This window comes from Bordetella pseudohinzii (assembly GCF_000657795.2).
GTDB lineage: Bacteria > Pseudomonadota > Gammaproteobacteria > Burkholderiales > Burkholderiaceae_B > Bordetella > Bordetella pseudohinzii.
In genome coordinates this window covers 15,054-39,058 of sequence record NZ_JHEP02000009.1, presented here as the reverse complement: position 1 = coordinate 39,058, position 24,005 = coordinate 15,054, and the positions used below count along the sequence as shown (strand labels likewise).

The window sequence follows — 24,005 nt, the reverse complement described above, 5'->3', positions numbered from 1 at the left end:
CTCGGGCGGCGGGGGAATCTCATACCTACGGGCCCCATGGGCCGCCGCGGCAGGAGACTTCCTCCCCCATGTTGCAACCGCCTTCCGGACAAAACGACCTGCCGCCGGGCACCACGCCCAGCACGGCGCCCGCCTCGGCTGGCGTGCTCGCTCCCCTGCGGCGGGAGGCTTTCCGCACCATATGGATCGCCAATCTGTTCGCCAACCTGGGCGTCTGGGCGCAATCCGTGGCCGCGGCCTGGATCGTGACCACCCAGCAAAGCAGCCCCGTGGTCGTGGCCATGATCCAGGTGGCCGCGGCCGTGCCCCTGGTGCTGCTGTCCATCGTGACCGGCGTGCTCGCCGACAACTACGACAGGCGCAAGGTCATGCTGGTGGGCATGGGGCTGGAACTGATCATGGGCCTGGTCATCACGACCCTGGCTTTCATGGGCATGCTGCACCCCTTCAGCCTCATCATCGCCGTGTTCTTCGTGTCGGTCGGCAGCGCCATCGTCACGCCGGCCTGGCAGGCCGCCGTGGGCGAACAGGTCCCCAAGCCCGAAGTGGGCCGGGCCATCCTGCTCAATTCCGTGAACTTCAACGTGGCCCGCGCCCTGGGCCCCGCCCTGGGCGGCCTGATGCTGGCCGTCTTCGGCGCGCCCTGGGTCTTCCTCTTCAATTGCGCCTGCTACGGCGCCCTGATGTGGGCCATCTGGAGCTGGCGCCGCGAGCTGCCCAAGCGCACGCTGCCGCCCGAACGCATCCTGGAAGGCGTGGTCGCCGCCCTGCGCTTTACCGAATACTCCAGCGTCACCCGCCTGGTCATGCTGCGCTCTTTCAGCTTCGGCATCTCGGCCAGCGCCCTATGGGCCCTGCTGCCGCTGCTGGCCCACGCCCACGCCTCCGGCAGCGCCTCGCTCTACGGCTATATGCTGGGCGCCCTGGGCCTGGGGGCCATCGGCGGCAGTTTCTGGATCAGCGCGGCCCAGCGCCGCCTGGGCACCGGCCGCCTGATCAGCGCCGGCGCTTTCCTGATGTCGGTCTGCCTGCTGCTGCTGGGCACCGTGGACAGCCTGGCGCTGCTCTTTCCCGCCCTGCTGGTGGCCGGCAGCTGCTGGATCGCGGTGCTGGCCACCTACAACACGTCCATTCAGGTCCTGGTGCCCGACTGGGTCAAGGCGCGCGCCCTGGCGCTCTACCAGATGTCGATGTTCGGCGGGCTGGCGCTGGGTTCCTTCGCCTGGGGGCATTTCACCGAGACACTGGGGGTCAAGGGCAGTCTCGCCGCGGCCGGCATCACGCTGACCTTCACGGCGCTGCTGTTTTTCCGCTCCCATCTGCCCAGCCTGAACGAAACCCAGGACCTGGCGGCCTGGCCGCTGGCGTCCCAGTCGCCCGGCAAGCAGGATTTCGACCCGGAGCGCGGCGCCATCATCATCAATGTGCACTACATCATTGAAGAAGCGCGCCAGCCGGGCTTTCTGAGCAGCCTGCGGCCGCTGCGCCGCATGCGCATGCGCAATGGCGCCGATCAATGGCAGATGTTCCGCGACCTGAATGATCTGTCGCGCTGGACCGAGGTGTTTGTCGTGGATAATTGGCTGCAATACTTGCGCATGATGGACCGCATGACGCTGGCCGACAAAATGGTGCTGGAGGCCGTGGAGGCCTATCATCAGGGTCCCCATCCGCCGCAGGTCAGCCAGGGCGTAAGCTATCTGGCCATCCGCAGCCGGGCGGAGGCTCTTACGCCAGCCGACCCGGACGGGCAGGCCGGCGACTGACATTGCAAAAGTCGTAACAAAAACGCGGCACAGTTGTTATCATTTCGAACATCAGGCATCATCAATAAATTGGTACCGCAACGGTACCCGGCGCGATGCCCGTCACCGCGCCACCGCAGGAAAAACGCAAGTCATTGGGGCCCGTTGCCCGGATCAAGGGCAGCGGTTTGCATAAATTGTTTATGTGAGCACTACCCTATGAAAGTCAGCGCGCTTGCCTTGTTCTGCCTTGCCCCCTACGGCGCCTCGGCCGCGCCGCCGCCTGCCATCCCCGCCCTCTGTCTTCGCAACTAAGCCTTTTCAAGCCTGGCCCTGGCCTGTCCTCCTCGGACGTGACCAGGAATTTCTGCCGTGGCTCAGGCCAGGCAGCCCCAAATCGTAGAGCGTGTGTCTTTTCGGAGAATCGAGCATGAGCCAATCCCCTGATCTCTTGACCCCGTATGACCAGTTCAATTTCGAAGTCCCCGAGGACCATTTCCCCAAGATGGGGATGAGCTCGCGGGCGGCCCAGGCCCTGGTCCTCAGCGACGAGTGGACCGACACCAACCCGATGCTGAACATGTCGTCTTTCGTGACCACCTATGCCGAGCCCGAGGCCCGGTCGGTGGCGCACCAGAACATGTTCAAGAACTACATCGACCATGACATGTATCCGCAGCTGTTCGCCATGGAAACGCGCATGGTCAAATGGCTGCACGAGCTGTGGAACGGCCCCAAGGGCGTCGAACCCTATGGCACGGCCACCGTCGGCTCGTCCGAGGCGTGCATGCTGGCGGGCCTGGCCCACAAATGGAATTGGCGCCAGCGCCGCCAGAAGGAAGGCAAGGACGCTTCGCGCCCCAATATGGTGACCGGCGGCAATGTGCAGATCGTATGGAAGAAATTCCTGCGCTACTTCGATGTCGAACCGCGCATCGTGCCGCTCAAGCCCGGCCAGTACACCCTGACCGCCGAAGAACTGGACAAATACGTCGACGAGAACACCATCGCCGTGGTGGCCATCGCCGGCCAGACCTTCACCGGCGAGGATGACGACATCCAGGGCATCCATGACTGGCTCGACGCCTACGAGAAGAAGACGGGCATCTCCATCCCGATGCACATCGACGGCGCCTCGGGCGGCTTCGTCAACCCCTTCCTCTACCCTGACTACAAGTGGGACTTCCGCCTGCCGCGCGTGCAGTCCATCAATGCGTCCGGCCACAAATACGGCCTGACGCCCCCGGGCCTGGGATGGGTGGTGTTCCGCGAGCGCAAGATCTTCAATGAAGACCTGGTGTTCTACGTCAACTACCTGGGCGGTGAAATGCCGACCGCAACGCTGAACTTCAGCCGCAACTCCATGCAGGTCGCGGTGCAGTACTACCAGTTCCTGCGCCTGGGCTTCGAAGGCTATAAGCGCATCATGCAGCGTACGCTGGACAATGCCGTGGCCCTGCGCCAGCGCCTGGTCGACAGCGGCTACTTCACCATCATGAACGACACCCAGCGCATCCCGGTCGTGGCCGTGACGCTGGACAAGAAGGTGAAGAAGTTCAGCGAGTTCGATGTCTCGAACAAGGTGCGCGAAAAGGGCTGGGTGCTGTCGGCTTACCAGATGCCGCCCAACGCCGAATCGGTCAACAGTCTGCGCGTGGTGGTGCGTCCGCACATCAATCACAACGTGTCGATGAAGCTGGCCGACGACATCATCAACGCATGCAAGTGGCTGGAGCAGCATGGCGGCACCGCCACGCCGCCGAAGCTGCATGGCCATGCGGACGAAAAGTCGACAGCGGCCAAGTGCTGATGCCGGCCGTGTTGTTTGCATGATGCGCAACGCGCGCCACTGGCGCGCGTTGCCGTTGGCTTGGATGCTACCTGGAGCGCCCTATGCACTCAGCAATGCAGTTTCTCGCGGACAATCCGTATATCCTGCTCTTTCTGACCATCGGCTTGTCGGTCTGGGTGGGCAAGTTCAGCATCAAGGGCTACGGCCTGGGTTCGGTGGCCGCGGCCATCGTGGTGGGATGCCTGCTGGCCACGCTCGGCGCAAGCTTCGGCGTGAAGTTCCACCTCGATGACTTCGCCAAATCGCTGCTTTACTACCTGTTCATGTATGGGGTCGGCCTGCGCGTGGGTCCGTCCTTCATCAATGCCCTGAACAAGGACTCCATCAACTACGCCATCCTGGCCATCATCGCCCCCGTGCTGGGCCTGGCCATCGTGGTCCTCGGCGCGCAGTTCTTCGGCCTGCCCCAGGGCGCGGCCGGCGGCATGCTGGCGGGCTCGCAGACCATGTCGGCGGCCATCGGCTCGGCCGAACAGGCCATCTCCTCGGGCACGCTGGCGCTCCATGAGGGCATGACCAAGGAACAGGTCGATGCCATGATTGCCCTGTCCTATGGCATCACCTATATCTGGGGCACGGTCGGCATCATCCTGTTGTGCAAATACCTGCCTCGCATCTGGGGCGTGAACGCCAAGGAAGCCGCGCTGCAGTTCGAAAAAGAACATGGCGTGCCCAACGTCGATGACGCCGGCATCACCGCCTTCCATCCTTTCGACGTGCGCGCCTACCGGGTGGTCAACGATGCCCCCGTGGGCAAGACCATCAAGGAGTTCCGCGCCCGCTTTCCGGAGTACCAGGTCGTCAACGTGGAGCGCGGCGGCCAGCTGCTGGGCGCCGACGAGAAGACCGTGCTGCAGAAAGACGACGTGGTGGCCCTGGGCGGCAATCTGGAGTCCATGACCGCGAACATGGGCGTGATCGGCCCCGAAGTGCCGGATGCCAAGGCCTTGAACATCCCGCTGGATCAAGCTGAGATCCTGGTGATGAACAAGGAAACCATGAACATCCCGCTCAAGGAGTTCCGCAGCCATCCGCTGGCCGGCCAGATCCAGCTGCAGCGCATCGAGCGCGGCGGCGTGCCCATCCCCATGGGCCTGGAAACCAAGCTGCAAAAGCGCGATGTGCTCTTTGTCACCGGCCTGCAGACGGCTGTGGACAAGGCGGGCCAGATCTTCGGCGTGATCGCGCGGCACAGCTCGGCCACCGACCTGCTGACCCTGTCGGCCGGCATGATCCTGGGCTTCCTGATCGGCCTGATCGAGGTACCGGCCTTCGGCGCCGCCGTGGGCCTGGGCAATGCCGGCGGTCTGCTGCTGTCGGGCATCATCGTGTCCTCCATTTCGTCGCGCCTGCGCTTCTTCGGCAATACGCCAAACGCCGCGCGCAACATCCTGGAGGATCTCGGGCTGATCGGCTTCGTGGCGATTGTGGGCATCAATGCCGGCGCCGAGTTGCTCACCCAGCTCACTGGCGCCATCGCCCTGAAGATCTTCATCGTCGGCTTCCTGGCCTCGACCATCCCGCCGATCATTGTGTGGGCCATCGGCTTTCACATCATGAAGATCAACCCGGCCCTGCTGATGGGGGCCACCGCCGGCGCGCGCAGCCACTCCGGGCCCGCGCGCGAAGCCGCCAAGGAAGTCGGCTCCAGCGTTCCCTGGCTGGGCTTCCCGGTGGGCTACGCGGTCTCGGGCGTGCTGCTCACGGTGTTTGGCTACTTCGCCATGATGCTGGCACACTGACATCCCGGGCCCAGGCAGGCCCTGCTCAGGGCGGACCCGACGGGTCCGCCCTTTTTCATTCCGGCAGGAGACAGCCATGCGCAAGCCCAAGGACATCGTCATGAAGCGCGCCTACGAGGCCGCGGCGCCCGAGGACGGATACCGTGTCCTGGTCGACCGTCTTTGGCCACGGGGCCGCTCCAAGGACACGCTCAAGCTGGACGAGTGGGCCAAGTCGCTCGCGCCCAGCGAAGCCGCGCGCAAGGCCTATTGCCATGACCCCGCCCTCTGGGGCGACTTCCGCAAGGCCTACCGGCACGAACTGGCCCAGGCCGAGCAGCAGGCGGGGATGCAGGCCCTGCTCCAGGCCGCCGCCGGCCGGCGCCTGACCCTGGTCTATGCCTCGCGCGACGGCGAACACAGCAACGCCGAGGTGCTGTTCGAAGTCCTGCGGGACCAGCTCAAGCGCGCCTAGTGGTTTTCCCTAGATCCTGTTCTTGATGATTTTTTTACGGCCGGCAGTCCGGTATAGTCCAGTGGCCTGACCACTCGGCCACCGGATACCCAGACAGAATGGCTATTTTCCAAGCGGTTGCTCCCACCCGCCTCTATCGCATGATTGCCGACCAGATCGCCAGCCGCATACGCGCGGGCGACTTCGCCGCTGGCGGCCGGCTGCCCGCCGAGCGCGACCTGGCCGAACAGTTGCAGGTCAGCCGCGCCTCGGTGCGCGAAGCCTTGATCGCGCTGGAAATCGAAGGCTATGTGGAGGTCCGCGTGGGCACGGGGGTTTTCGTCTGCGCCCCGCGCGAGGACGGCCAGTACGGCAGCGCGCAGTCCGCCTCCCACGGCGCCGAGCGCACCGACATCGGCCCCTTCGACCTGCTGGATACCCGGCTGCTGCTGGAGCCCGAGTGCGCGGCGCTGGCCGCCCAGAAAGCCTCGGCCGCCCAGATCGCCGCCATCCGCGCCGCCCATGAGGCCATGTCGCTGACCGAAAGCCCCAGCCTGCATGACCAGGCGTTTCACGGCGCGATCGCCGCGGCCTGCGGCAACGCCGCCCTGGCCGCCGCCATCTCGCATATCTGGCATCTGAGCACCATCAGCCCGGTCTTCAGCCGCCTGGAAACCCATTTCGTGACGACCCGGGTCTGGAGCGCCGCGCGCGACGAGCACGAGCGCATCCTCGAGGCCATCACCGAGCGTGACCCCATCCGCGCCCGCCACGCCATGCACGACCATCTGGTCGGCATCCTGGCGCGTCTGCGCGAAGACTTCGGCAGCGGGCCCATCCGATGACGACAGACTGACCCTCTCCCACCGTTTTTCCGTATTGCCCGACAGGCGCCAACAAAGGCGCCGGGGCCCGTTTGCGCCGGCGGTTCCGGCCGACGGCACGGCCCCTCGCGGGGACCCGCCACAACATTCCAAGGTGAAACATGCAGCTAACCCGTATCTTCCGTTCTCTCGTGGCCGGCGCCGGCCTGGCGCTGGCGGCCATCCCCGCCGCCCACGCCCTGGATGTCAAGCTCGGCCATGTGCTCGCGCCCAGCCATAGCTGGAACAAGGCCGCCGAAGGCTTTGCCGCCGAGGTCAAGGAAAAGACCCATGGCCGCGTGAACTTCATCCTCTTCCCGAGCGGCCAGCTGGGCAATGAGAAGACCATGCTCGAAGGCCTGCAAATCGGCAGCCAGGGCGCGGCCATCATCGGTTCGGGTTCGCTGCAGCCCATCGAGCCCAAGTTCGGCATCGTCGAGCTGCCCTACACCTGGAACACCGCGGCCCAGGCCTATCGCGCCTATGACGGCGAGCTGGGCGCGGCGCTGGCCAAGCTGGCCGAGAAGAAAAACCTGGTCATCCTGTCGTGGTGGGAGAACGGCTTCCGCCATCTGACCAACAACCGCGGCCCGATCAACGCGCCGGCCGACCTGAACGGCCTGAAGACCCGTGTCACGCCCGACAAGATGCGCCTGGACACCTTCAGCGCCCTGGGCGCCAACCCGGCCCCGCTGGCCTTCGGCGAACTGTACTCGGCCCTGCAGCAGAAGGTCTTCGATGCGCAGGAGAACCCGCTGTCCATCATCTACACCTCGTCCTTCTTCGAAGTGCAGAAGTATCTGTCGCTGACCGGCCACGTCTGGGGCCCGGCCAACCTGATCGTCTCCAAGTCGGTCTGGAACCGCATCTCCGCCGATGACCGCAAAGTGGTCCAGGCCGCCGCCGACCACTGGCGCGACGAGCAGCGCAAGATGATCACCGAGAGCGATGCCCAATACATCGCCCAGCTCAAGGAAAAGGGCATGCAGGTCAACGAGGTCGACAAGACGCCGTTCGCCGCCGCCGTCCAGCCCGTGTGGAAGACCTATTCCGCCGCCTACGGCCCCGAGTTGATGGGCCTGGTCCAGAAGTATCGCGAGGCGAAATAAACATGCTCCAACGACTGTCCGTCATTCTGTCGGGCATCAGCAAGGCCGTCGCCGCCCTGGCGGTGGCCTTGCTGGCGATCCTGATCAGCTACGTGGTTTTTTCGCGTTTCGTCACGCACACCACTCCCCACTGGGCCGAGGAACTGCCCCGCCTGGTCCTGGTCTGGTCCGCCTTCATCGGCGGCGTCACCTGCAGTTTCGAACGTTCCCACCTGATGGCCGGCCTGCTGCCCTTCGTGGTGCGCAGCCCGCGCGTCCTCAATTTCTTCGAGCGCCTGAACCAGGTGTTCGTCATCGTCGGTCTCATCGTCCTGGGCTATGCCGGCTGGGAACTGGCCGACCTGACCATGGACCAGACGCTGCCGGCGCTGGATGTGTCGGCCGGCGCGGTCTATCTCGCCCTGCCCTTCGCCTGCGCGATCACCGTCATCGTGCACCTGGCGCAATTGTTCGAGCCCGCGCCCGCAAAGGAATAACAAGATGTCTACCGGTGCCCTTTTTCTCATGGGCGTTTTCACACTGACCGTGCTGATCGACATGCCGATCGCCTTCGGTCTGGTGCTCGCCTGCCTGGCCTATCTGGCCGTCTACGACGCCGCGCCCATGATGGTCGCGGCCCAGCAATACGTCGCCGGCCTGGACAGCTTCACGCTGCTGGCCATTCCGTTGTTCATCCTCGCCGCCCAGCTTATGAACGGCGCGGGCCTGACCCAGCGCATCGTGCGCCTGTGCGCGGCCATCGTCGGCGACATCAAGGGCGGCCTGGCCGTGGTGGCCGTGCTGGCCTGCCTGATGTTCGGCGCGCTGTCCGGCTCGGGCGTGGCCGACGTGGTGGCCATCGGCAGCCTGCTGCTGCCGGCCATGGCCCGCAGCGGCTACGACAAGGGCTTTAGCTGCGCGCTCGTCGGCAGCGCCGGCGCCACCTCGACCATCATCCCGCCCAGCATCGTGCTCATCGTCTATGGCACGATCACCGACACCTCGGTGGGCAAGCTCTTCCTGGCCGGCATCGTGCCCGGCCTGCTCCTGGGCCTGTCGCTGATCGGCGTGGCCATCTGGCAGGCGCGCAAGCACAATTGGGCCGGCGGCCAGCCCTTCAGCTGGGGCGAGTTGCGCGCCGCCCTGATCGACGCCATTCCCGCCCTGATGGTGCCGGTGCTCATCATCGGCGGCATCCGCTTCGGCCTGTTCACCGCGACCGAAGCCGCCTCCAGCGCCATCGTCTATGCGCTGCTGATCGGTTTCTTCTGGTACCGCACGCTGACGCTGAAGTCGCTCTGGGAAAGCCTGAAATCCACTGGCGAAGGCAGCGCCTCCATCCTGCTCATCATCGGCGCCTCGGGCCTGTTCGCCTGGGTGCTGATCGCCGAACAGGTGCCTCAGGCCCTGTCGCAGCTGCTGGTCGACTGGACCGACAGCAAGGTCGCCGTGCTGCTGGTGCTGACCGTGGTGCTGCTGGCGCTGGGCACGTTCATGGAAGCCATTCCGGTCATCATCATCGTGGCCCCCGTCGTCATGCCCGTGCTGGCCCACTACAACATCGATCCGGTGCACTTCGGCATCCTGCTGTCGATCAACATGGCCATCGGCGCCAACACGCCTCCGGTGGGCGTGGATCTCATGGCGGCCTGCAAGATAGGCGGGATCAACATGATGCAGACCCTGCGTCCGCTGTCCTGGATGATGCTCGCCATGACGGCCGTCATGCTGCTGCTGACCTTCGTGCCCGAGCTGGTGCTCTTCCTGCCGAGGCATGTGCAATGACGCTGCGACCCATTGCGCTGCGCCGCAGCTGGATGTTCGTCCCGGGCCTGGATGCCCGGGCCCAATTGGCCGGGCTGGACGGCGGGGCCGACGCCCTGGTGGCCGACCTGGAAGAGTTCACCCGTCCCGAGGACCGGCCGGCGGCCCGCCTGCGCATCGTGGCGCTGATGCGCGAATGCCGCGAGCGCCGGGTGGTCGCCGCGGTGCGCATCAACAAGCTCGACGCCGATGGCCTGGCCGACCTGGACGGCGTGATGCCCGGCGCGCCCGACGCCATCTTCCTGCCCCATGCCGAAAGCGCCGCGCAGATCGCCGCGCTGGACGCCGCCATCACGGCGCGCGAACAGGCCCTGGGCCTGCCCGCCGGCCGCACCGAGATCATCCCCACGCTGGAGTCCGCGTTGGGGCTGGTGCGCGCCTACGACATCCTGACGGCCAGCCCGCGCGTCTCGGCCTGCCTGCTGGCCGCCGAAGACCTGAGCGCCAGCCTGGGGGCCGAACGCGCTCCCGACGGCCTGGAGCTGCACGCGGTGCGCGCGCGCTTCCTGGTCGACTGCACGGCGGCGGGCTGCCTGCCCATCGACTGCCCGTTCAATTTCCGCGACGCCCAGGCGCTCGAGGCGGACCTGCGCTGGGCGCGCCGGCTTGGCCTGAAGTCCAAGTGCGCGACCTTCCCGGAGCAGGTCAGTCAGATCCATGCGGTCTTCACGCCGCAGCCCGACGACGTCGCCCGGGCGCGGGAACTCGTCGGCCGGCGCGAGGCCGACCTGGCCGCCGGCCAGCCCAGCCCGGTCGATCCCCCCCTCTACAACACGGCCCGGCGCCTGCTCGCACGCCACGCCGAATTCGAACAATGGGCCAATGCAGCCCAAGGAGTACACGCATGAGCCAGCCCCTCGTCGAACGCAACGGCGGCCAGATCCTGATGCAGCAGCTGCGCATTCATGGCGCGCGCCGCATTTTCATGATCCCCGGCGAGAGTTATCTGCCCTGCATCGATGCGCTCAATGAGCACAAGGACGCCATCGAACCCATCGTCTGCCGCCAGGAAAGCGGCGCGGCCTATATGGCCGAAGCCTATGGCAAGCTCACCGGCGAGCCGGGCATCTGCTTCGTGACCCGCGGCCCCGGCGCCACCAATGCCAGCATCGGCGTGCATACGGCCTTCCAGGACTCCACGCCCATGATTCTGTTCGTGGGCCAGGTGGGCAACGACTTCTACGAGCGCGAAGCCTTCCAGGAAATCGACTACCGCCGCATGTTCGGCCAGATGGCCAAGTGGGTGGCCCAGATCGACCGCACCGACCGCATCCCGGAATTCATCGCCCGCGCCTACGCCGTGGCCACCAGCGGACGGCCCGGCCCCGTGGTGCTGGCCTTGCCCGAAGACACGCTGTGGGGCCGCGCCGCCGTGGCCGACATGCCGCGCTACCAGCGCAGCCGCAGCCACCCCGGCGCGGCCGACCTGGCCCGCATGACGGCTCTGCTGGACGTGGCCGAGCGCCCCTTCCTGCTGCTGGGCGGATCCGGCTGGACCCACACCGCCATCGAACAGATCGCCGGTTTCGCGGAACGCTTCGAGCTGCCCGTGGGCACGGCCTGGCGCCGCCTCGAATGCTTTGACCAGCGCCATGCCAACGCCGCCGGCCACGTGGGCTGGGGCATGACGCCCGCCCTGCGCGAGCGCCTGAGCCAGGCCGACCTCGTGCTGGCCGTGGGCACCCGCATGGGCGAGGCGACCACCGAAGGCTATACGGTCATCGAAAGCCCGATGCCGCGCCCGAAACTCATCCATGTTTATCCGGATCCCTGCGAGCTGGGCCGCGTATTCGCGCCCACCCAGGGCATCGTGGCCGACGTGGCGAGCTTTGCCGAGGCCGCCGCCTCGCTGCGCCCGGGCCACCAGGTCTCGCGCGCCGCGCACGTCGTGCAGGCCCGCCAGGATTATCTGGACAGCACCCGGCCCCTGCCCTCGCCCGGGCCCCTGAGCCTGGATGAAGCGGCCGCCTGCGTGGATGCGCGCCTTCCGGCCGATGCCTGCGTCACCGTGGGCGCCGGCAACTACGCGCTCTATCCCCACCGCTACCGCCGCTTCACGGGCCCGGGCACCAGCCTGGCGCCCACCGTGGGCTCCATGGGCTACGGCCTGCCCGCGGCCATCTCGGCCAAGCTGGAAAACCCCGGACGCACCGTGGTCTGCTACGCCGGCGATGGCTGTTTCCAGATGAATCTCCAGGAACTCGGCGTGGCGCTGCAATACCGCGTCGGCATCGTCGTGCTGGTGTTCAACAACGGCATGTGGGGCACCATCCGCGCCCACCAGGAAAGAGACTTCCCGGCGCGCACCATCGCGCTGACCTTCGAGAACCCGGACTTCACCCAGATCATCCGCGGCTACGGCGGCCATGGCGAAGCCGTCGAGCGCAGCGAGGATTTCGCGCCGGCGCTCGAACGCGCCCTGGCCTTCGCCGACAGCCAGCGCCTGCCGGCGCTGCTGGAGATCCGCTATGACGCCGACGGCATCGCGCCGGGGCAGACGCTCAGCGGCATCCGCGCCGCCGCCCTGGCACGTCAGCAGTAACCCGCATCAGTTAGGAATCGCATCATGACTACCCCTCTCTCCGTCAACGGCAACCGTCTGTGGCAGTCGCTCATGGACCTGGCTCGCATCGGCGCCACGCCCAAGGGCGGCAATTGCCGCCTGGCGCTCACCGCGCTGGACGGCCAGGGCCGCGACCTGGTCACCGGCTGGATGCGCGACGCCGGCCTGAGCGTGCGCGTGGACCAGGTGGGCAATATCTTCGCCCGCCGCGCCGGCCTGGACGACAGTCTGCCGCCGGTCATGACCGGCAGCCATATCGACACCCAGCCCACGGGCGGCAAGTTCGACGGCTGCTATGGCGTGATGGCGGGCCTGGAGGTCATGCGCACCCTCAACGACCACGGCGTGCAGACCCGCGCGCCGCTGGAGGTGGCCATCTGGACCAATGAGGAGGGCTCGCGCTTTCTGCCCGTCATGATGGGTTCCGGCGTCTTCGCGGGCAAGTTCCCGCTGCAGACGGCCCTGTCGGCGCGCGACGCCGAAGGCAAGTCGGTGGCCGAGGAATTGCGCGCCATCGGCTATGCCGGCGAGGATCCGGTCGGCGGCCGGCCGGTGGGCGCCTATTTCGAGGCGCACATCGAGCAAGGCCCCATCCTCGAACACGAGGCCAAGACGGTGGGCGTGGTCACCGGCTCGCTGGGCGTGCGCTGGTATGACGTCACGGTGACCGGCATGGAAATGCATGCCGGCCCCACGCCCATGCCCATCCGCAAGGACGCGCTGTACGCCGCCAGCTTTCTGCTGCAGACGGTGGTCGAGCTGGCGCGCGCCAACGCCCCGCATGGCCGCGGCACCGTGGGCGAGATCCACGCCCATCCGGGCTCGCGCAACGTCATTCCGGGCCAGGTGCGCCTGACGGTGGACCTGCGTCACGAAGACGAGGCCACCCTGGCCGAGATGGACCGGCAGTGGCAGGCCCGCGCCGCCGAGGTGGCGCGCGAGCACGGCGTGCAAATCGAGGTGCGCCCGGTGCAGTATTTCCCCCCGACGCCCTTCGCCCCCGAACTGGTGAACTGGGTCCGCGAGGGCGCGCAGCGCCGCGGACTGCCGGCCATGGACATTGTCACCGGCGCCGGCCACGACGCCGTCTACATGGCCAGCGTCACGCCCACGGCCATGATCTTCGTGCCCTGCAAGGACGGCGTGAGCCACAACGAAATCGAGGACGCCAAGCCCGCCGACCTGGAGGCCGGCGCCAACGTCCTGCTCGATGCCATGCTGGCGCGCGCCAACGCCTGACGTTGCGCGCCCCCCAAGGCCCGGGCCGCCACGGCCCGGGCTTTCAACCCGCATTCCCCCATCGCCATGACTCTGCATGACTCCGCCTACTGGCACGCCCGCGCGGCCAGCCTCTCCATCGCCGGCCAGGCGTATATCGACGGCGCCTATTGCGATGCCGCCGACGGCGCGACCTTCGCCGCGCACAGCCCCATCGATGGACGCAAACTGGCCGACGTAGCCGCCTGCGGCACGGCCGATATCGACCGCGCCGTGGCCGCGGCCCGCCGCAGCTTCGAAGCCGGCGTCTGGGCCGGCCTCGCCCCGCGCGAACGCAAGACCCGCCTGCTGCGCCTGGCCGCCCTGATCGAGGAAGACAGCGAAACGCTGGCCCTGCTCGAAACCCTGGACATGGGCAAGCCCATCCGCGACGCCCTGCTGTTCGACCTGCCGGAAACGGCGCGCTGCTATGCCTGGTACGGCGAGGCCATCGACAAGCAATACGACGAGATCGCCCCGACCGGACCCGACGCCCTGGCCACCATCACCCGCGAACCCCTGGGCGTGGTGGCGGCCGTGGTGCCCTGGAACTACCCCCTGATGATGGCCGCCTGGAAGGTCGCCCCGGCCCTGGCCGCCGGCAACTCCGTGGTGCTCAAGCCGGCCGAACAGTCCTCGCTGTCGGCCCTGCGGCTGGCGCGCCTGGTCGAGGCGGCCGGCATCCCCGCCGGCGTCTTCAACGTCGTCCCCGGGCTCGGCCCGGTGGCCGGCCAGGCCCTGGGACGCCATCCCGACGTGGACTGCCTGGCCTTCACGGGCTCCACGGCGACCGGCAAGCGCTTCATGGAGTACGCCGGCCAGTCCAATCTCAAGCGCGTCTGGCTGGAGTGCGGCGGCAAGTCGCCCCACATCATCTTCGACGACTGCCCCGACCTGGACCGCGCCGCCGAAGTCGCCGCGCTGGCCATCTTCTCCAATCAGGGCGAGGTCTGCATCGCCGGCTCGCGACTCTATGTGCAGGCCGGCATCTATGACCGTTTCATGGCGCGCCTGGCCGAGTTCGCCGCCACCCTGCAGCCCGGCGACCCGCTGGACCCGGCCAGCGCCATGGGCGCCATCGTCGATGAACGCCAGATGCAAGGCATCCTGGCCCGCATCGAGGCCGGCCGCGCCGAGGGCGGCAGTCTGCGCCTGGGCGGTCGCCGGGTGCGCGACGAAACCGGGGGCTATTACATCGAGCCCACCATCGTGGAATGCGCCAGCCAGGACAACTCCCTGGTGCGCGAAGAGGTGTTCGGGCCGGTGCTGGCCGTGCAGCGCTTCGTCGACGAAGACGAGGCCATCGCCCTGGCGAACGACTCCGCCTACGGCCTGGGCGCCGGCCTCTGGACCGCCACGCTGTCGCGCGCGCACCGCCTGTCGCGCCGCCTGCGCGCCGGCCTGGTCTGGGTCAACTGCTATGCCGACGGCGACATCTCCGTGCCTTTCGGCGGCGTGAAGCAATCCGGCTTCGGCCGCGACAAATCCCTCCACGCGCTGGACAAGTACACGGACCTGAAGACCACCTGGATCAGTCTGCGCTGAAGTTCCGGGCATCGCGGCCGTTAACAGGTCGGCGCGGGTAGAATGCCGCGCTTTCTTGCCAAGGTCGACGATGCCCCTATCCCCCTCCCTGCCCACGATATTTCTCTACACCGAAGAACAGCGCGGCAAACAGCTCGTGGAATCGGAGGTGGTCGGCATGTTTTCCGATGTGTCGGGCGCCGACAAGCTCGTCGTCATCCGCGACCCGCACACCCGCCTGCAATTCGTCTACCGTGTCGAGCACGACAGCAACAACCTGGACGCGGTCGCCATCACCGAACTGGACGCCGGCCTGTTCGACGGCAAGCACAGCACCCAGATCAATGCCATGAGCTACCGGCTCGGCAACCCCGCTTCGGCGCTCAAGCTGCTGCGCGGCAAGACGCAATGGATCCAGGACAAGGGCGCCGTGCTGTCGGTGCTGCTGCAGAATGCGGCCGCCCGCAGCGCCAGCTTCAGCCTGCGCCGCATTCACCGCGACCGCATCGACAAAGTCCCCCCTGGCGTGCCGGTCGAGCACCTGCCGCGCGAGGCGGCCGAACCGCAGGCCGACGCCCCGTGGCTGGCGCCCGAAGGCGATAAGCACTGAAGCGCCCCAGACGTTACACTTCAGCCTTGTTTCGACCCGCCGGCCCCAGAGAGCCGGCTATGCAGGGTATCCATGTCCATCAAAGACCAGCTCTTCCTCGCCAGCCAGTATCTCGCGCCCCATCATCTCGTCTCGCGCGCCATGGGCCTGCTGGCCGACAGCCGCGCGCCCGAGATCAAGAACGCCATGATCTCGCGCTTCGTGCGGCGCTATCGGGTCGACATGAGCGAAGCCCTGGTCGAGGATCCGCGGGCCTACGCGAGTTTCAATGATTTCTTCACCCGGGCCCTGAAACCCGACGCCCGGCCCTTGGACGACGACGAAAGCAATATCGTCTCGCCGGCCGATGGCGCCATCAGCCAGCTGGGCCCCATCCAGGCCGGCCGCATCTTCCAGGCCAAGGGGCATAGCTTCGGCCTGAACGCCCTGCTGGGCGGCGACGCCGAGCGCGCCGCGCCCTTCGAGGGCGGCGATTTCGCCACCATCTATCTGTCGCCGCGCGACTATCACCGCGTGCACATGCCGGTGACAGGCACCCTGCGCGAGATGATCCACATCCCGGGCCGCCTGTTCTCCGTCAATCCGCTGACCGCCAGCCATGTGCCGGAATTGTTCGCCCGCAACGAACGGGTCGCCTGCATTTTCGACACCGAATACGGCCCCATGGCCCTGGTCCTGGTGGGCGCCATGATCGTCGCCTCCATCGAGACCGTCTGGGCCGGCCTGGTCACGCCGCACAAGCGCCAGGTGCGCAGCCTGCGCTATGACAGCCAGGCCCGCCAGCCCATCACGCTGGCGCGCGGCGCCGAAATGGGCCGCTTCAAGCTGGGATCGACCGTCATCGTGCTCTTCGGGCCGCGCCGCATCCGCTGGCTGGACACGCCGTCGGTGCGCGGCCCCATCCGCATGGGCGAGACCCTGGCCCTGCCCGCGGCCAGCAGCGCCGACATCTTCGCCGTCTGAGCTACTTTCCATAAAGCGAACAATCATTTCCTGATTTATTCGCTTTCTGGCATATTGGGGCCCTGGTAGATTGCCGGTCTTTGGCGCATGCCGCGCCTGCCCGGAGTCCCGATGTCCCTGCCCCGCGCCCTCAAGTCCATCCTGTCCCTGGACGATTTCGAACAGGCGGCCCGCCGCCGCCTGCCGCGGCCGATCTTCGGCTATATCGCCGGCGCGGCGGAGAACAATCTATCGCGTGATGACAACCGCGCCGCCTTCGCCGAACTGGGCTTCGTCCCGCGCGTGCTGCGCCAGGTCTCGGCGCGCGACCAGGGCGTCGAGCTCTTCGGCACCCGCTACGCGATGCCCTTCGGCATCGCCCCCATGGGCATCAGCGCCCTGTCGGCGTATCGCGGCGACATCGTGCTGGCGAGCGCGGCGCGCCAGGCCGGCATTGCCGCCATCATGAGCGCCACCTCGCTGATACGCCTCGAAGAGGTGGCCCAGGCCGCGCCCGGCACCTGGTTCCAGGCCTATCTGCCTGGCGACGTCGAACGCATCGACGCCCTGGTCGACCGCGTCGCCGCCGCCGGCTACCGCCAGCTGGTGCTCACCGTGGACATCCCGGTATCGGCCAATCGCGAAAACAACGTCCGCACCGGCTTTTCCACGCCGCTCAAACCCAGCCTGCGCCTGGCCTGGGACGGCATGATCCGCCCGCGCTGGACAGCCGGCGTCTTCCTGCGCACCCTGGCTCGCCACGGGATGCCGCATTTCGAGAATTCTTTCGCCACGCGCGGCGCCCCCATCATGTCGGCCAGCGTGCTGCGCGACTTCAGCGCCCGCGACCATCTCAATTGGGAGCATGTGGCGCGCATCCGCGCCCGCTGGCAGGGGCAGTTGATCATCAAGGGCATCATGCATCCGGCCGACGCCGCCCTGGCGCGCGAGCATGGCGCCGACGGCATCATCGTCTCCAACCATGGCGGACGTCAGCTCGACGGCACGGTCTCGCCCCTGCGCGTGCTGCCCGAGGTGGCCCGCGCGGCCGCCGGCATGGTCGTGATGATGGACAGCGGCATCCGCCGCGGCACCGATGTGCTCAAGGCCCTGGCCCTGGGAGCGCATTTCGTCTTTGTCGGCCGCCCCTTCAATTACGCGGCCGCCGTCGGCGGCCAGGCCGGCGTGGCCCATGCCATCCGGCTGCTGCGCGAGGAAGTCGACCGCGACATGGCCATGCTGGGCATCCTCTCGCCCGCCGACATGAAACCCTCGCTGCTGGCCGCGCGCGCCGCCCCCGCGTCTATTCCCAGGGAAAACGGATGAGGTCGCCGTACAGGCGCTTGAGCGTGGCCTTGACTTCGGGCGAGTGCTGGTAGAGGGCGATGAATTTCAGGAGGCGCGGGTCCTGCGCCTTTTGCGGCGTGGTCACCCAGCGGATGGCATAGCGCTTGACCGTGTCGGGATCGGTATTGTCAAAGGCCAGGCCGTCCTTCTCGTCGATGCCGGCGTGCTTGGCAAAGGTGGTGTAGGTGACCGAGGCCGTAACGTCGTCGAAGGTGCGCGCCGACTGCGAGCCCTCCAGCTGCACCAGCTTGATGCCGCGCGGATTGTCGGCCACATCCTGCAAGGTCGCGCGGTGGCCCGCGCCCGGCTTGAGCCCGATCAGGCCGATGCGGTCGAGCAGCAGCAAAGCGCGGCCGGTATTGACCGGATCGTTGGGCACGGCAATGGTCGCGCCCCGCGGAATCGCATCGCCGCGCTTGAGCTTCTTGGAGAACAGGCCGATGGTGGTCGAATACCCATAGGCGATGGCCGTAAGCTGCGTGCCCCGGCTCTGGTTGAACAGCTGCAGAAACGGCTCATGCTGGAAAAAATTGGCATCGATGGAGCCATCGGCCACGGCGATATTGGGCAGCACCCAATCGCTGAACTCGACCAGCTTGACCTCCAGCCCCTGGGCGGCGGCCTGCCGGATGGCGATTTCGGTCGCCTCGTTGGCCACGCTGGCGATCACACCGATGCGCAGGGGCTGGGCCTGGGCGGCGGTCCCCATGAAGACCGACAGCGCCAGCAGGCCCCATCCGAATATCCCGGCCCGCAAGCCGCCCATCCTGCCCTGATTCATGTCCTTACCCGCCCGTGGCTGGGCCACGCATGTGGCCAATGGCGCCATTGTGCCCCAGCCAGCGGCGCGGCCCTCCCTTACCCCTGGCCGCCCCGCGGCTTTTGCGGCGGCTCAGGCCGGACGCGGCCCCAGCCGCGGGTCGTAGATGAATTTTTCGCAGCGCGCCACGCGGATCGCGCCGGCGTCGGCATGCCGGGGATTGATCAGCACATTGCCATCGGGCAGGCCCTGGTGCGGCAGGATGGCGCTGGGCAGGGCCAGCAGGGCGGATTTGCCCGCCCGCACCCATTCGTCGCCGATGCGCTGCGAGGCCTCGGCAAAAGGCACCGCATCCCAGAAAGGATGCTGGCGCCGCAGCTGCGCCACCGTCAAGGTCTGGCGCGCCTCATAGACGGGCAGCGGCACATGCAGTTCGACCAGGTAGCGGTTGGCCTGCCCGCCGGCCTTCACCCCGAGATGGACCAGCGTCTCCAGCACGGCCAGGGCCACGCTGCTGCTGGTGTAGACCACGGCGATGCCGGCGCTGTTATACCGCCCGCCCACCGCGGCCGCGCCGGCGCCGCTGAGGTCGTCGGCGCGATACTTGCCCACGGTGGCGGCGATCCGCCACAGCGAGATCGTGCTCAAGCCAGGACTCCGGCCGCCGAACGGGCCAGCGTGTCTTCCACCATGCGGCTGCCGGCATCCGAGGTCAGCAGCGACAGCGGACGCACATTGCCCAGGGCGGGCACCGGCGTATTGAGCCACTGCACGGCCTCCTCGGCGCTGCCCAACAACTGGCGCGCCAGGCGCGTCACCCGCGCCACCCGCGCCAGGCGATCCGACTCGCCCATGGGCAGGGGCTGCCCCTCGCGGCTCCAGCGCGACAGGGAAGCCGCCTTGACCTCGGTGATGGCCATGATCTCGGCCTTGCTGACCTGCAGGAAATCCGCCGCGTCGTCGACCAGCCGCGGCGACAAGCCGCGGCCTACCTCGCGGGCCAGGTCCGGCAAGGCCGAATCGACCAGCGCAAGAAAGGTCTTAGGCGAAGTCTTGCCGGCGCGGCGGCGGGCAGGCTGCTCGGTGGTGCTGGCAAGCGCGACTGACATGAGGATTCTCCGGCACGAGGCAAGTAAATTCCGATTGGAATATATTTTATACCAAATGGGAGGCGCCGGGAGCATTCAGCGCTTGCCGCGCCAGGCGTCGATGACGCGGCGGTCGCGCTTGGTGGGCCGGCCGTCGGCAATGTCGCGGGCGGGCTCCGGCGCCAGGCGGCGCATTTCGGCGGCCTGCTCGCGCGCGGCCTGGCTCGCGGGTGTTTCTTCGTACAGCAGCCGCGCCGCCGGCGCCGGCCCGCGCACCGCGCTCACGCCGCGCACCCAGACCTCGATGGCCGGGTCTTCCTTGCGCACCCTGACCCGGTCGCCGGGCGCCACTTCGCGCGCCGGCTTGGCGAGCTGATCATTGACCAGCACGCGCCCGCGCCCGATTTCATCGGCCGCCAGGCTGCGCGTCTTGTAGAAACGCGCCGCCCATAGCCATTTGTCCAATCTCAGCTTCTCGGTCACACTGCTATCCTTGCACACAAGCGTCCTATGATAGCCCCACCGTCGCGGCCCGCCGCCACTGCAATACCCGAGGATTCCATGCCAGACCGCCCCTTCATCGTTCTTGCCGCCCTCAATATGATCATCGCCGTGGGCGCGGGCGCATTCGGAGCGCATGGCCTGAAACGGGTGCTGGATCCGGACATGCTCGCCGTCTGGCAGACCGGCGTGCTCTATCACCTGATCCATGCGCTGGGCCTGCTGGCCGTGGCCTGGCTGGCCACGCGCTACACCTCGGGCCTGCTGCCAGTGGCCGGCTGGCTCATGTTCGCCGGCATCGTGCTCTTCAGCGGCAGCCTGTATCTCCTGGCGGGCACCGGCACCCGCATCCTGGGCGCCATCACACCGCTGGGCGGGGTGGCTTTTCTGCTGTCCTGGGCCTTGATCGCCTGGACCGTCTGGCGCCATCCCCTGTAACGCCATGGCCGCCGCACCTTCCCAGGCGCCCGGCCGGAGCGCGGGCCCGCTGGCGGGCATCGCCTGCGTCGTGGCGGGGATTTTCTGTCTCACCCTGAGCGACGCCCAGGCCAAGTGGCTGGGCGCGCACTATGCGCCCATCCAGATCCTCTTCCTGCGCGCGCTGATCGCCTCGCCCTTCGTGCTGCTGCTGGCGGTCGGCCTGGGCGGGCGGCGCAGCCTGCGCACCCGCCATCCCGGCATCCACCTGCTGCGCGGCGCGATCAACATCCTGTCGGCCACGTGCTTCTACCTGGGGCTGAGCTATCTGCCCCTGGCCGAGAACACCGCCATCGCCTTTGCCGCGCCGCTGTTCGTCACGGCGCTGTCGGTATTCTTCCTGAAAGAAAACGTCGATGGCCGGCGCTGGCTGGCCGTGGCTGCCGGTTTTGCCGGCGTGCTGGTGATCGTGCGCCCGGGCTCGGCGAGCTTCCAGCTGGCCGCCCTGCTGCCCCTGGTCACCGCCCTGCTCTACGCCGTCATGATGATCACGGCGCGCGCCATCGGCCAAGGTGAAGGCATGCTGACCACCATGGTCTATATCGTGGCGGGCCAGCTGGTGTGCAGCGCCGCCCTCGTGCCCTGGTTCTGGGACACGCCGCGCCTGGTGGACCTGCCGCTGTTTGCCGGCGTGGCCCTGTTCAGCACGCTGGGCCTGACGCTCATCACCCAGGGCTTTCGCATCGGCCCGGCCTCGGTGGTGGCGCCCTTTGATTACACCGGCCTGCTGTGGGCCACGCTGCTGGGCTGGCTCATCTGGAACGAAAAGCCCGAAGCCTCGGCCACCATCGGCGCCGTGTTCATCGCCGGCAGCGGCCTGTACATCGCCTGGCGCGAAACCGGCAAGCGCCGCCGCGCCTGATCACTCCAGGGGCGGATCAAAATGCCGCGCGAGCACCCCCGCCACCACCGGGGACTCGGCCGCGCGCAAGGCGGCGGCGTGGATCCTGGGGCATTCGGCCTCGAACCAGGCCCGCCCCGGATACCAATGGGTCATCACGGCCACATAGAGATCCAGCACGGAGTAGCGGCGGCCCAGCACATGGGGCTCGCCGGTCTGCGACTCGAACTCGCGCCAGAGCTGCTCACGCCGCTGGCGCACGGTCTGGCGCAGGCGCTGCGCCGGCGGGCCCGCCGTCGTCCAGTTCTCCGGGATGTCGGAATAGGTAAAAGTCGGGTAGATGGACGACACCAGCCGGATCAACAGATTCCAGCAGCGCGCGCGCTCCTGCCCCTTGGGCGGGATCAAGCCGGCCGCCGGCGCGATATCGTTCAGATGCAGCATGATGGCCGCGCTCTCGGTCATCACCTGCCCATCGGGCAGGACCAGCGTGGGCACCTGCCCGGCGGTGTTCAGGCTCAGGAGGCGGTCGCGGCCCGGGCCGGGCTTGAGATAAGGCAGGTCGGTCAGGCGATAGGGCATATTGGCCTGTTCCAGCGCCATCTCCACAATGGCCGAGCCGCAGCCGCGCGAGCCTATCAATTCCATATCGCTCATTTTTCCTCTCCCGGCGTCACGCGCAGCAAGGCGCCCTGCGGCGCATCGGTCAGGACATAGACCGCGCCGTCGGGCCCCACCCGCACATCGCGGATACGCGCCCCGCGGTCCTTGAGCAGCCGTTCTTCGGCCACCACCTTGTCGCCCTCCAGGCTCAGCCGGATCAGCGCCTGATCGGCCAGGGCGCCGATAAAGAGCGAGTGCCGCCATTGGGGATAGGCCTGGGCGTCATAGAAAGCCATGCCGGAAATGGCCGGGGATTTCTCCCACCAGTAGAGCGGGTCCACCCCGCCGGCCAGGCTCGTCCCCTGGGCCTCGGGAATCTTGAGGCCGGAATAATTGATGCCATGGGTGGCCAGGGGCCAGCCATAGTTGCCGCCGCGCTGGATGATATTGACCTCGTCTCCGCCGCGCGGGCCATGCTCGTGCTCCCAGAGCGCGCCGCTCCAGGGATTGAAGGCCAGGCCCTGGGGATTGCGATGCCCGTATGACCAGATCTCCGGCCGGGCCCGCTTGTCGGCGCGGAAAGGATTGTCCTCGGGCACCGCGCCATCGGCTCGCAGGCGCACGATCTTGCCCTGCAGCTTGTCCAGGTCCTGCGCGGTGGGCCGTTGGTTGTTCTCGCCCAGGGATACGAAGAGATTGCCCTGCCGGTCAAAGGCCAGGCGCGAGCCATAGTGCTGTCCGCGCGACAGCTTGGGCTGCTGGCGGAAGATGACGGTAAAGCCCGTCAGCGCCTTGCCGTCCTCCGACAGGCGGCCGCGGCCCACGGCGGTGCCGCTCTTGCCGTCGCCGGCTTCGGCATAGCTCAGATAGACCAGCCGGTCCTGGGCGAAACCCGGCGACAGCGCCACATCGAGCAGCCCGCCCTGCCCCTCGGCATGGACCTTGGGCAGGCCCGAGATCGGCGGCGACAGGCTGCCGCCGCGCAGCAGACGCAGGCTGCCCGTCCTTTCCGTGATGAGCGCCGAGCCCTCCGGCAGGAAAGCCAGGGCCCAGGGATGGGACAGGCCGCTTGCGACCTCGCTGACCCGCACTTTCGCCGGCGCCGCCTGGGCCAACCCCAGGGACAAAAAGCCGATCGCCAGGACCATCCGGCCGAAGCAGTGACACAACATGAGACCTCCCCGCGACAGGTGTCGGATGCGTGTGAACACGCCGTCTCCACCAGGCGTACCATATGCGCTGGACAAGATACGTCCTCTTTTGGGAGACCACGCTCAATGAAACTGTACTACATGCCCGGCGCCTGTTCGCTGGCCGACCACATCGTCCTCGAATGGACCGGCAAGCCCTATGAAACGCAGATGCTCAGCCGCGAAGCCCTCAAGGGCCCTGAGTTCCTGAAGATCAATCCGCTGGGCGCGGTGCCCGCCCTGGTGGACGGCGATCTGGTGCTCACCCAGAACACCGCCATTCTCGAATACCTGGCCGAATCGGTCCCGGAAGCCGGGCTGATGGGCGACGGCAGCGCGGCCGGCCGCGCCGAGACGCGCCGCTGGCTGGGCCTGATCAACTCCGACCTGCACAAGACCTTCTCGCTGATCTTTGGCGCCCAGCGCTACATCGAAGACGAAGCCGGCCAGAATGCCCTGCGCGCCAGCGCCGCGCGCCAGTTGCGCGTGCTCTTCGGCATCATCAACGACCGTCTGAACGGCCGCCCCTACCTGACCGGCGCGCAGCACAGCATTGCCGATGCCTACCTTTACGTCGTACTGCGCTGGGCGCATGCCAAGTCCATCGACCTGAGCGGCTATGATGGGCTGGCCGCCTTCTTCAAGCGCATGGAAGCCGACCCCAAGGTCCAGGCCGTGCTCAAGGCGGAAGGCCTGGCCTGACGGCCGGTCACGGGCGGGCGGCCCCCGGGGGGTCCGCCCCGGCAACATAGGCG

General features: G+C 67.5%; 24 protein-coding genes. 18 read left to right on the top strand and 6 right to left on the bottom strand.

The window, feature by feature from the left end; translation table 11 throughout:
• Window positions 1-68: 68 nt before the first annotated feature.
• From L540_RS12730 to L540_RS12660, 15 genes are all read left to right on the top strand, one after another.
• The gene (locus L540_RS12730) at window positions 69-1,766 is read left to right on the top strand and encodes an MFS transporter (RefSeq protein ID WP_043211719.1); all 1,698 of its coding nucleotides are present in this window, start codon (window positions 69-71) and stop codon (window positions 1,764-1,766) included.
• Between the two features lie 409 nt (window positions 1,767-2,175).
• Window positions 2,176-3,555: a glutamate decarboxylase gene (locus L540_RS12725; protein ID WP_043211717.1), complete on the top strand. Its 1,380-nt coding sequence runs from the start codon at window positions 2,176-2,178 to the stop codon at window positions 3,553-3,555.
• An 83-nt stretch (window positions 3,556-3,638) separates the two neighbouring features.
• The gene (locus tag L540_RS12720) at window positions 3,639-5,339 is read left to right on the top strand and encodes an aspartate:alanine exchanger family transporter (RefSeq protein ID WP_043211715.1); all 1,701 of its coding nucleotides are present in this window, start codon (window positions 3,639-3,641) and stop codon (window positions 5,337-5,339) included.
• A gap of 76 nt (window positions 5,340-5,415) precedes the next feature.
• A complete protein-coding gene (locus L540_RS12715) occupies window positions 5,416-5,793 on the top strand; it encodes a DUF488 domain-containing protein (protein WP_043211713.1) in 378 nt (125 codons plus the stop codon).
• 98 nt (window positions 5,794-5,891) lie between these two features.
• Complete coding sequence (locus L540_RS12710; RefSeq protein ID WP_043211711.1) at window positions 5,892-6,617, top strand: FadR/GntR family transcriptional regulator; 726 nt, start codon at window positions 5,892-5,894, stop codon at window positions 6,615-6,617.
• 140 nt (window positions 6,618-6,757) lie between these two features.
• Entirely contained in the window at window positions 6,758-7,744 is a 987-nt protein-coding gene (locus tag L540_RS12705; protein ID WP_043211710.1) for a TRAP transporter substrate-binding protein, read from the top strand.
• Window positions 7,745-7,746: 2 nt separating this feature from the next.
• Window positions 7,747-8,220, top strand: a complete 474-nt coding sequence (locus tag L540_RS12700; protein ID WP_043211708.1) for a TRAP transporter small permease — start codon at window positions 7,747-7,749, stop codon at window positions 8,218-8,220.
• Between the two features lie 4 nt (window positions 8,221-8,224).
• On the top strand, window positions 8,225-9,508 hold the full coding sequence (locus L540_RS12695) for a TRAP transporter large permease (protein ID WP_043211705.1): 1,284 nt from the start codon (window positions 8,225-8,227) through the stop codon (window positions 9,506-9,508).
• Window positions 9,505-10,395 carry an HpcH/HpaI aldolase/citrate lyase family protein gene (locus tag L540_RS12690; RefSeq protein ID WP_043211702.1) on the top strand — a complete coding sequence of 297 codons (891 nt, stop codon included), beginning with the start codon at window positions 9,505-9,507 and terminating at the stop codon, window positions 10,393-10,395. The genes L540_RS12695 and L540_RS12690 overlap by 4 nt, the downstream gene beginning before the upstream one ends.
• A complete protein-coding gene (locus tag L540_RS12685) occupies window positions 10,392-12,089 on the top strand; it encodes a thiamine pyrophosphate-binding protein (RefSeq protein WP_043211701.1) in 1,698 nt (565 codons plus the stop codon). The genes L540_RS12690 and L540_RS12685 overlap by 4 nt, the downstream gene beginning before the upstream one ends.
• A 24-nt stretch (window positions 12,090-12,113) precedes the next feature.
• Window positions 12,114-13,349: a Zn-dependent hydrolase gene (locus L540_RS12680; protein ID WP_043211699.1), complete on the top strand. Its 1,236-nt coding sequence runs from the start codon at window positions 12,114-12,116 to the stop codon at window positions 13,347-13,349.
• Between the two features lie 66 nt (window positions 13,350-13,415).
• Window positions 13,416-14,912: an aldehyde dehydrogenase gene (locus tag L540_RS12675; protein ID WP_043211696.1), complete on the top strand. Its 1,497-nt coding sequence runs from the start codon at window positions 13,416-13,418 to the stop codon at window positions 14,910-14,912.
• Window positions 14,913-14,982: 70 nt separating this feature from the next.
• A complete protein-coding gene (locus L540_RS12670; protein ID WP_043211694.1) occupies window positions 14,983-15,501 on the top strand; it encodes a hypothetical protein in 519 nt (172 codons plus the stop codon).
• 72 nt (window positions 15,502-15,573) lie between these two features.
• A complete protein-coding gene (gene asd / locus L540_RS12665) occupies window positions 15,574-16,464 on the top strand; it encodes an archaetidylserine decarboxylase (RefSeq protein WP_043211690.1) in 891 nt (296 codons plus the stop codon).
• A gap of 111 nt (window positions 16,465-16,575) precedes the next feature.
• Entirely contained in the window at window positions 16,576-17,769 is a 1,194-nt protein-coding gene (locus L540_RS12660; RefSeq protein ID WP_048026393.1) for an alpha-hydroxy acid oxidase, read from the top strand.
• On the opposite strand, the gene L540_RS12655 is transcribed toward L540_RS12660, so the two are convergent.
• The 4 genes from L540_RS12655 to L540_RS12640 all read right to left on the bottom strand — a co-directional run bounded on the left by L540_RS12655 (window position 17,747) and on the right by L540_RS12640 (window position 20,121).
• Complete coding sequence (locus tag L540_RS12655) at window positions 17,747-18,571, bottom strand: MetQ/NlpA family ABC transporter substrate-binding protein (RefSeq protein WP_043211685.1); 825 nt, start codon at window positions 18,569-18,571, stop codon at window positions 17,747-17,749. The genes L540_RS12660 and L540_RS12655 overlap by 23 nt on opposite strands.
• 111 nt (window positions 18,572-18,682) lie before the next feature.
• Window positions 18,683-19,198: an RES family NAD+ phosphorylase gene (locus tag L540_RS12650; protein ID WP_043211683.1), complete on the bottom strand. Its 516-nt coding sequence runs from the start codon at window positions 19,196-19,198 to the stop codon at window positions 18,683-18,685.
• On the bottom strand, window positions 19,195-19,659 hold the full coding sequence (gene parS, locus L540_RS12645; protein ID WP_043211681.1) for a type II RES/Xre toxin-antitoxin system antitoxin: 465 nt from the start codon (window positions 19,657-19,659) through the stop codon (window positions 19,195-19,197). Before parS ends, L540_RS12650 begins: the two co-directional genes overlap by 4 nt.
• A gap of 75 nt (window positions 19,660-19,734) precedes the next feature.
• Window positions 19,735-20,121 carry an RNA-binding S4 domain-containing protein gene (locus L540_RS12640; protein ID WP_043211679.1) on the bottom strand — a complete coding sequence of 129 codons (387 nt, stop codon included), beginning with the start codon at window positions 20,119-20,121 and terminating at the stop codon, window positions 19,735-19,737.
• A 78-nt stretch (window positions 20,122-20,199) separates the two neighbouring features.
• On the opposite strand from L540_RS12640, the gene L540_RS12635 reads away from it, so the two are divergent.
• Together L540_RS12635 and L540_RS12630 are read left to right on the top strand one after the other, a co-directional pair.
• A complete protein-coding gene (locus tag L540_RS12635; protein WP_043211677.1) occupies window positions 20,200-20,577 on the top strand; it encodes a DUF423 domain-containing protein in 378 nt (125 codons plus the stop codon).
• A 4-nt stretch (window positions 20,578-20,581) separates the two neighbouring features.
• Window positions 20,582-21,478 carry a DMT family transporter gene (locus L540_RS12630; RefSeq protein ID WP_043211676.1) on the top strand — a complete coding sequence of 299 codons (897 nt, stop codon included), beginning with the start codon at window positions 20,582-20,584 and terminating at the stop codon, window positions 21,476-21,478.
• On the opposite strand, the gene L540_RS12625 is transcribed toward L540_RS12630, so the two are convergent.
• Window positions 21,479-22,114 (bottom strand): glutathione S-transferase family protein, encoded by a 636-nt coding sequence (locus L540_RS12625; protein ID WP_043211673.1) that lies wholly within the window; start codon window positions 22,112-22,114, stop codon window positions 21,479-21,481. It abuts the gene before it with no gap.
• Complete coding sequence (locus L540_RS12620) at window positions 22,111-23,208, bottom strand: PQQ-dependent sugar dehydrogenase (RefSeq protein ID WP_231584802.1); 1,098 nt, start codon at window positions 23,206-23,208, stop codon at window positions 22,111-22,113. Before L540_RS12620 ends, L540_RS12625 begins: the two co-directional genes overlap by 4 nt.
• A gap of 129 nt (window positions 23,209-23,337) precedes the next feature.
• Here L540_RS12620 and L540_RS12615 point away from each other — a divergent pair, with 129 nt between their 5' ends.
• On the top strand, window positions 23,338-23,952 hold the full coding sequence (locus tag L540_RS12615) for a glutathione S-transferase family protein (protein ID WP_043211671.1): 615 nt from the start codon (window positions 23,338-23,340) through the stop codon (window positions 23,950-23,952).
• Window positions 23,953-24,005 lie beyond the last annotated feature (53 nt).

Excerpts from the sequence above, each read along its gene's own strand:
- L540_RS12725 (WP_043211717.1), top strand. The coding sequence starts at position 2,176 with ATGAGCCAATCCCCTGATCTCTTGACCCCGTATGACCAGTTCAATTTC.
- L540_RS12625 (WP_043211673.1), bottom strand. The coding sequence starts at position 22,114 with ATGAGCGATATGGAATTGATAGGCTCGCGCGGCTGCGGCTCGGCCATT.
- L540_RS12700 (WP_043211708.1), top strand. The coding sequence starts at position 7,747 with ATGCTCCAACGACTGTCCGTCATTCTGTCGGGCATCAGCAAGGCCGTC.
- L540_RS12695 (WP_043211705.1), top strand. The coding sequence starts at position 8,225 with ATGTCTACCGGTGCCCTTTTTCTCATGGGCGTTTTCACACTGACCGTG.
- L540_RS12670 (WP_043211694.1), top strand. The coding sequence starts at position 14,983 with ATGCCCCTATCCCCCTCCCTGCCCACGATATTTCTCTACACCGAAGAA.
- L540_RS12690 (WP_043211702.1), top strand. The coding sequence starts at position 9,505 with ATGACGCTGCGACCCATTGCGCTGCGCCGCAGCTGGATGTTCGTCCCG.
- L540_RS12685 (WP_043211701.1), top strand. The coding sequence starts at position 10,392 with ATGAGCCAGCCCCTCGTCGAACGCAACGGCGGCCAGATCCTGATGCAG.
- L540_RS12630 (WP_043211676.1), top strand. The coding sequence starts at position 20,582 with ATGGCCGCCGCACCTTCCCAGGCGCCCGGCCGGAGCGCGGGCCCGCTG.
- L540_RS12720 (WP_043211715.1), top strand. The coding sequence starts at position 3,639 with ATGCACTCAGCAATGCAGTTTCTCGCGGACAATCCGTATATCCTGCTC.
- parS (WP_043211681.1), bottom strand. The coding sequence starts at position 19,659 with ATGTCAGTCGCGCTTGCCAGCACCACCGAGCAGCCTGCCCGCCGCCGC.
- L540_RS12620 (WP_231584802.1), bottom strand. The coding sequence starts at position 23,208 with ATGGTCCTGGCGATCGGCTTTTTGTCCCTGGGGTTGGCCCAGGCGGCG.
- L540_RS12615 (WP_043211671.1), top strand. The coding sequence starts at position 23,338 with ATGAAACTGTACTACATGCCCGGCGCCTGTTCGCTGGCCGACCACATC.
- L540_RS12705 (WP_043211710.1), top strand. The coding sequence starts at position 6,758 with ATGCAGCTAACCCGTATCTTCCGTTCTCTCGTGGCCGGCGCCGGCCTG.
- L540_RS12635 (WP_043211677.1), top strand. The coding sequence starts at position 20,200 with ATGCCAGACCGCCCCTTCATCGTTCTTGCCGCCCTCAATATGATCATC.
- L540_RS12655 (WP_043211685.1), bottom strand. The coding sequence starts at position 18,571 with ATGAATCAGGGCAGGATGGGCGGCTTGCGGGCCGGGATATTCGGATGG.
- L540_RS12710 (WP_043211711.1), top strand. The coding sequence starts at position 5,892 with ATGGCTATTTTCCAAGCGGTTGCTCCCACCCGCCTCTATCGCATGATT.
- L540_RS12680 (WP_043211699.1), top strand. The coding sequence starts at position 12,114 with ATGACTACCCCTCTCTCCGTCAACGGCAACCGTCTGTGGCAGTCGCTC.
- L540_RS12715 (WP_043211713.1), top strand. The coding sequence starts at position 5,416 with ATGCGCAAGCCCAAGGACATCGTCATGAAGCGCGCCTACGAGGCCGCG.
- L540_RS12675 (WP_043211696.1), top strand. The coding sequence starts at position 13,416 with ATGACTCTGCATGACTCCGCCTACTGGCACGCCCGCGCGGCCAGCCTC.
- L540_RS12660 (WP_048026393.1), top strand. The coding sequence starts at position 16,576 with ATGTCCCTGCCCCGCGCCCTCAAGTCCATCCTGTCCCTGGACGATTTC.
- asd (WP_043211690.1), top strand. The coding sequence starts at position 15,574 with ATGTCCATCAAAGACCAGCTCTTCCTCGCCAGCCAGTATCTCGCGCCC.
- L540_RS12730 (WP_043211719.1), top strand. The coding sequence starts at position 69 with ATGTTGCAACCGCCTTCCGGACAAAACGACCTGCCGCCGGGCACCACG.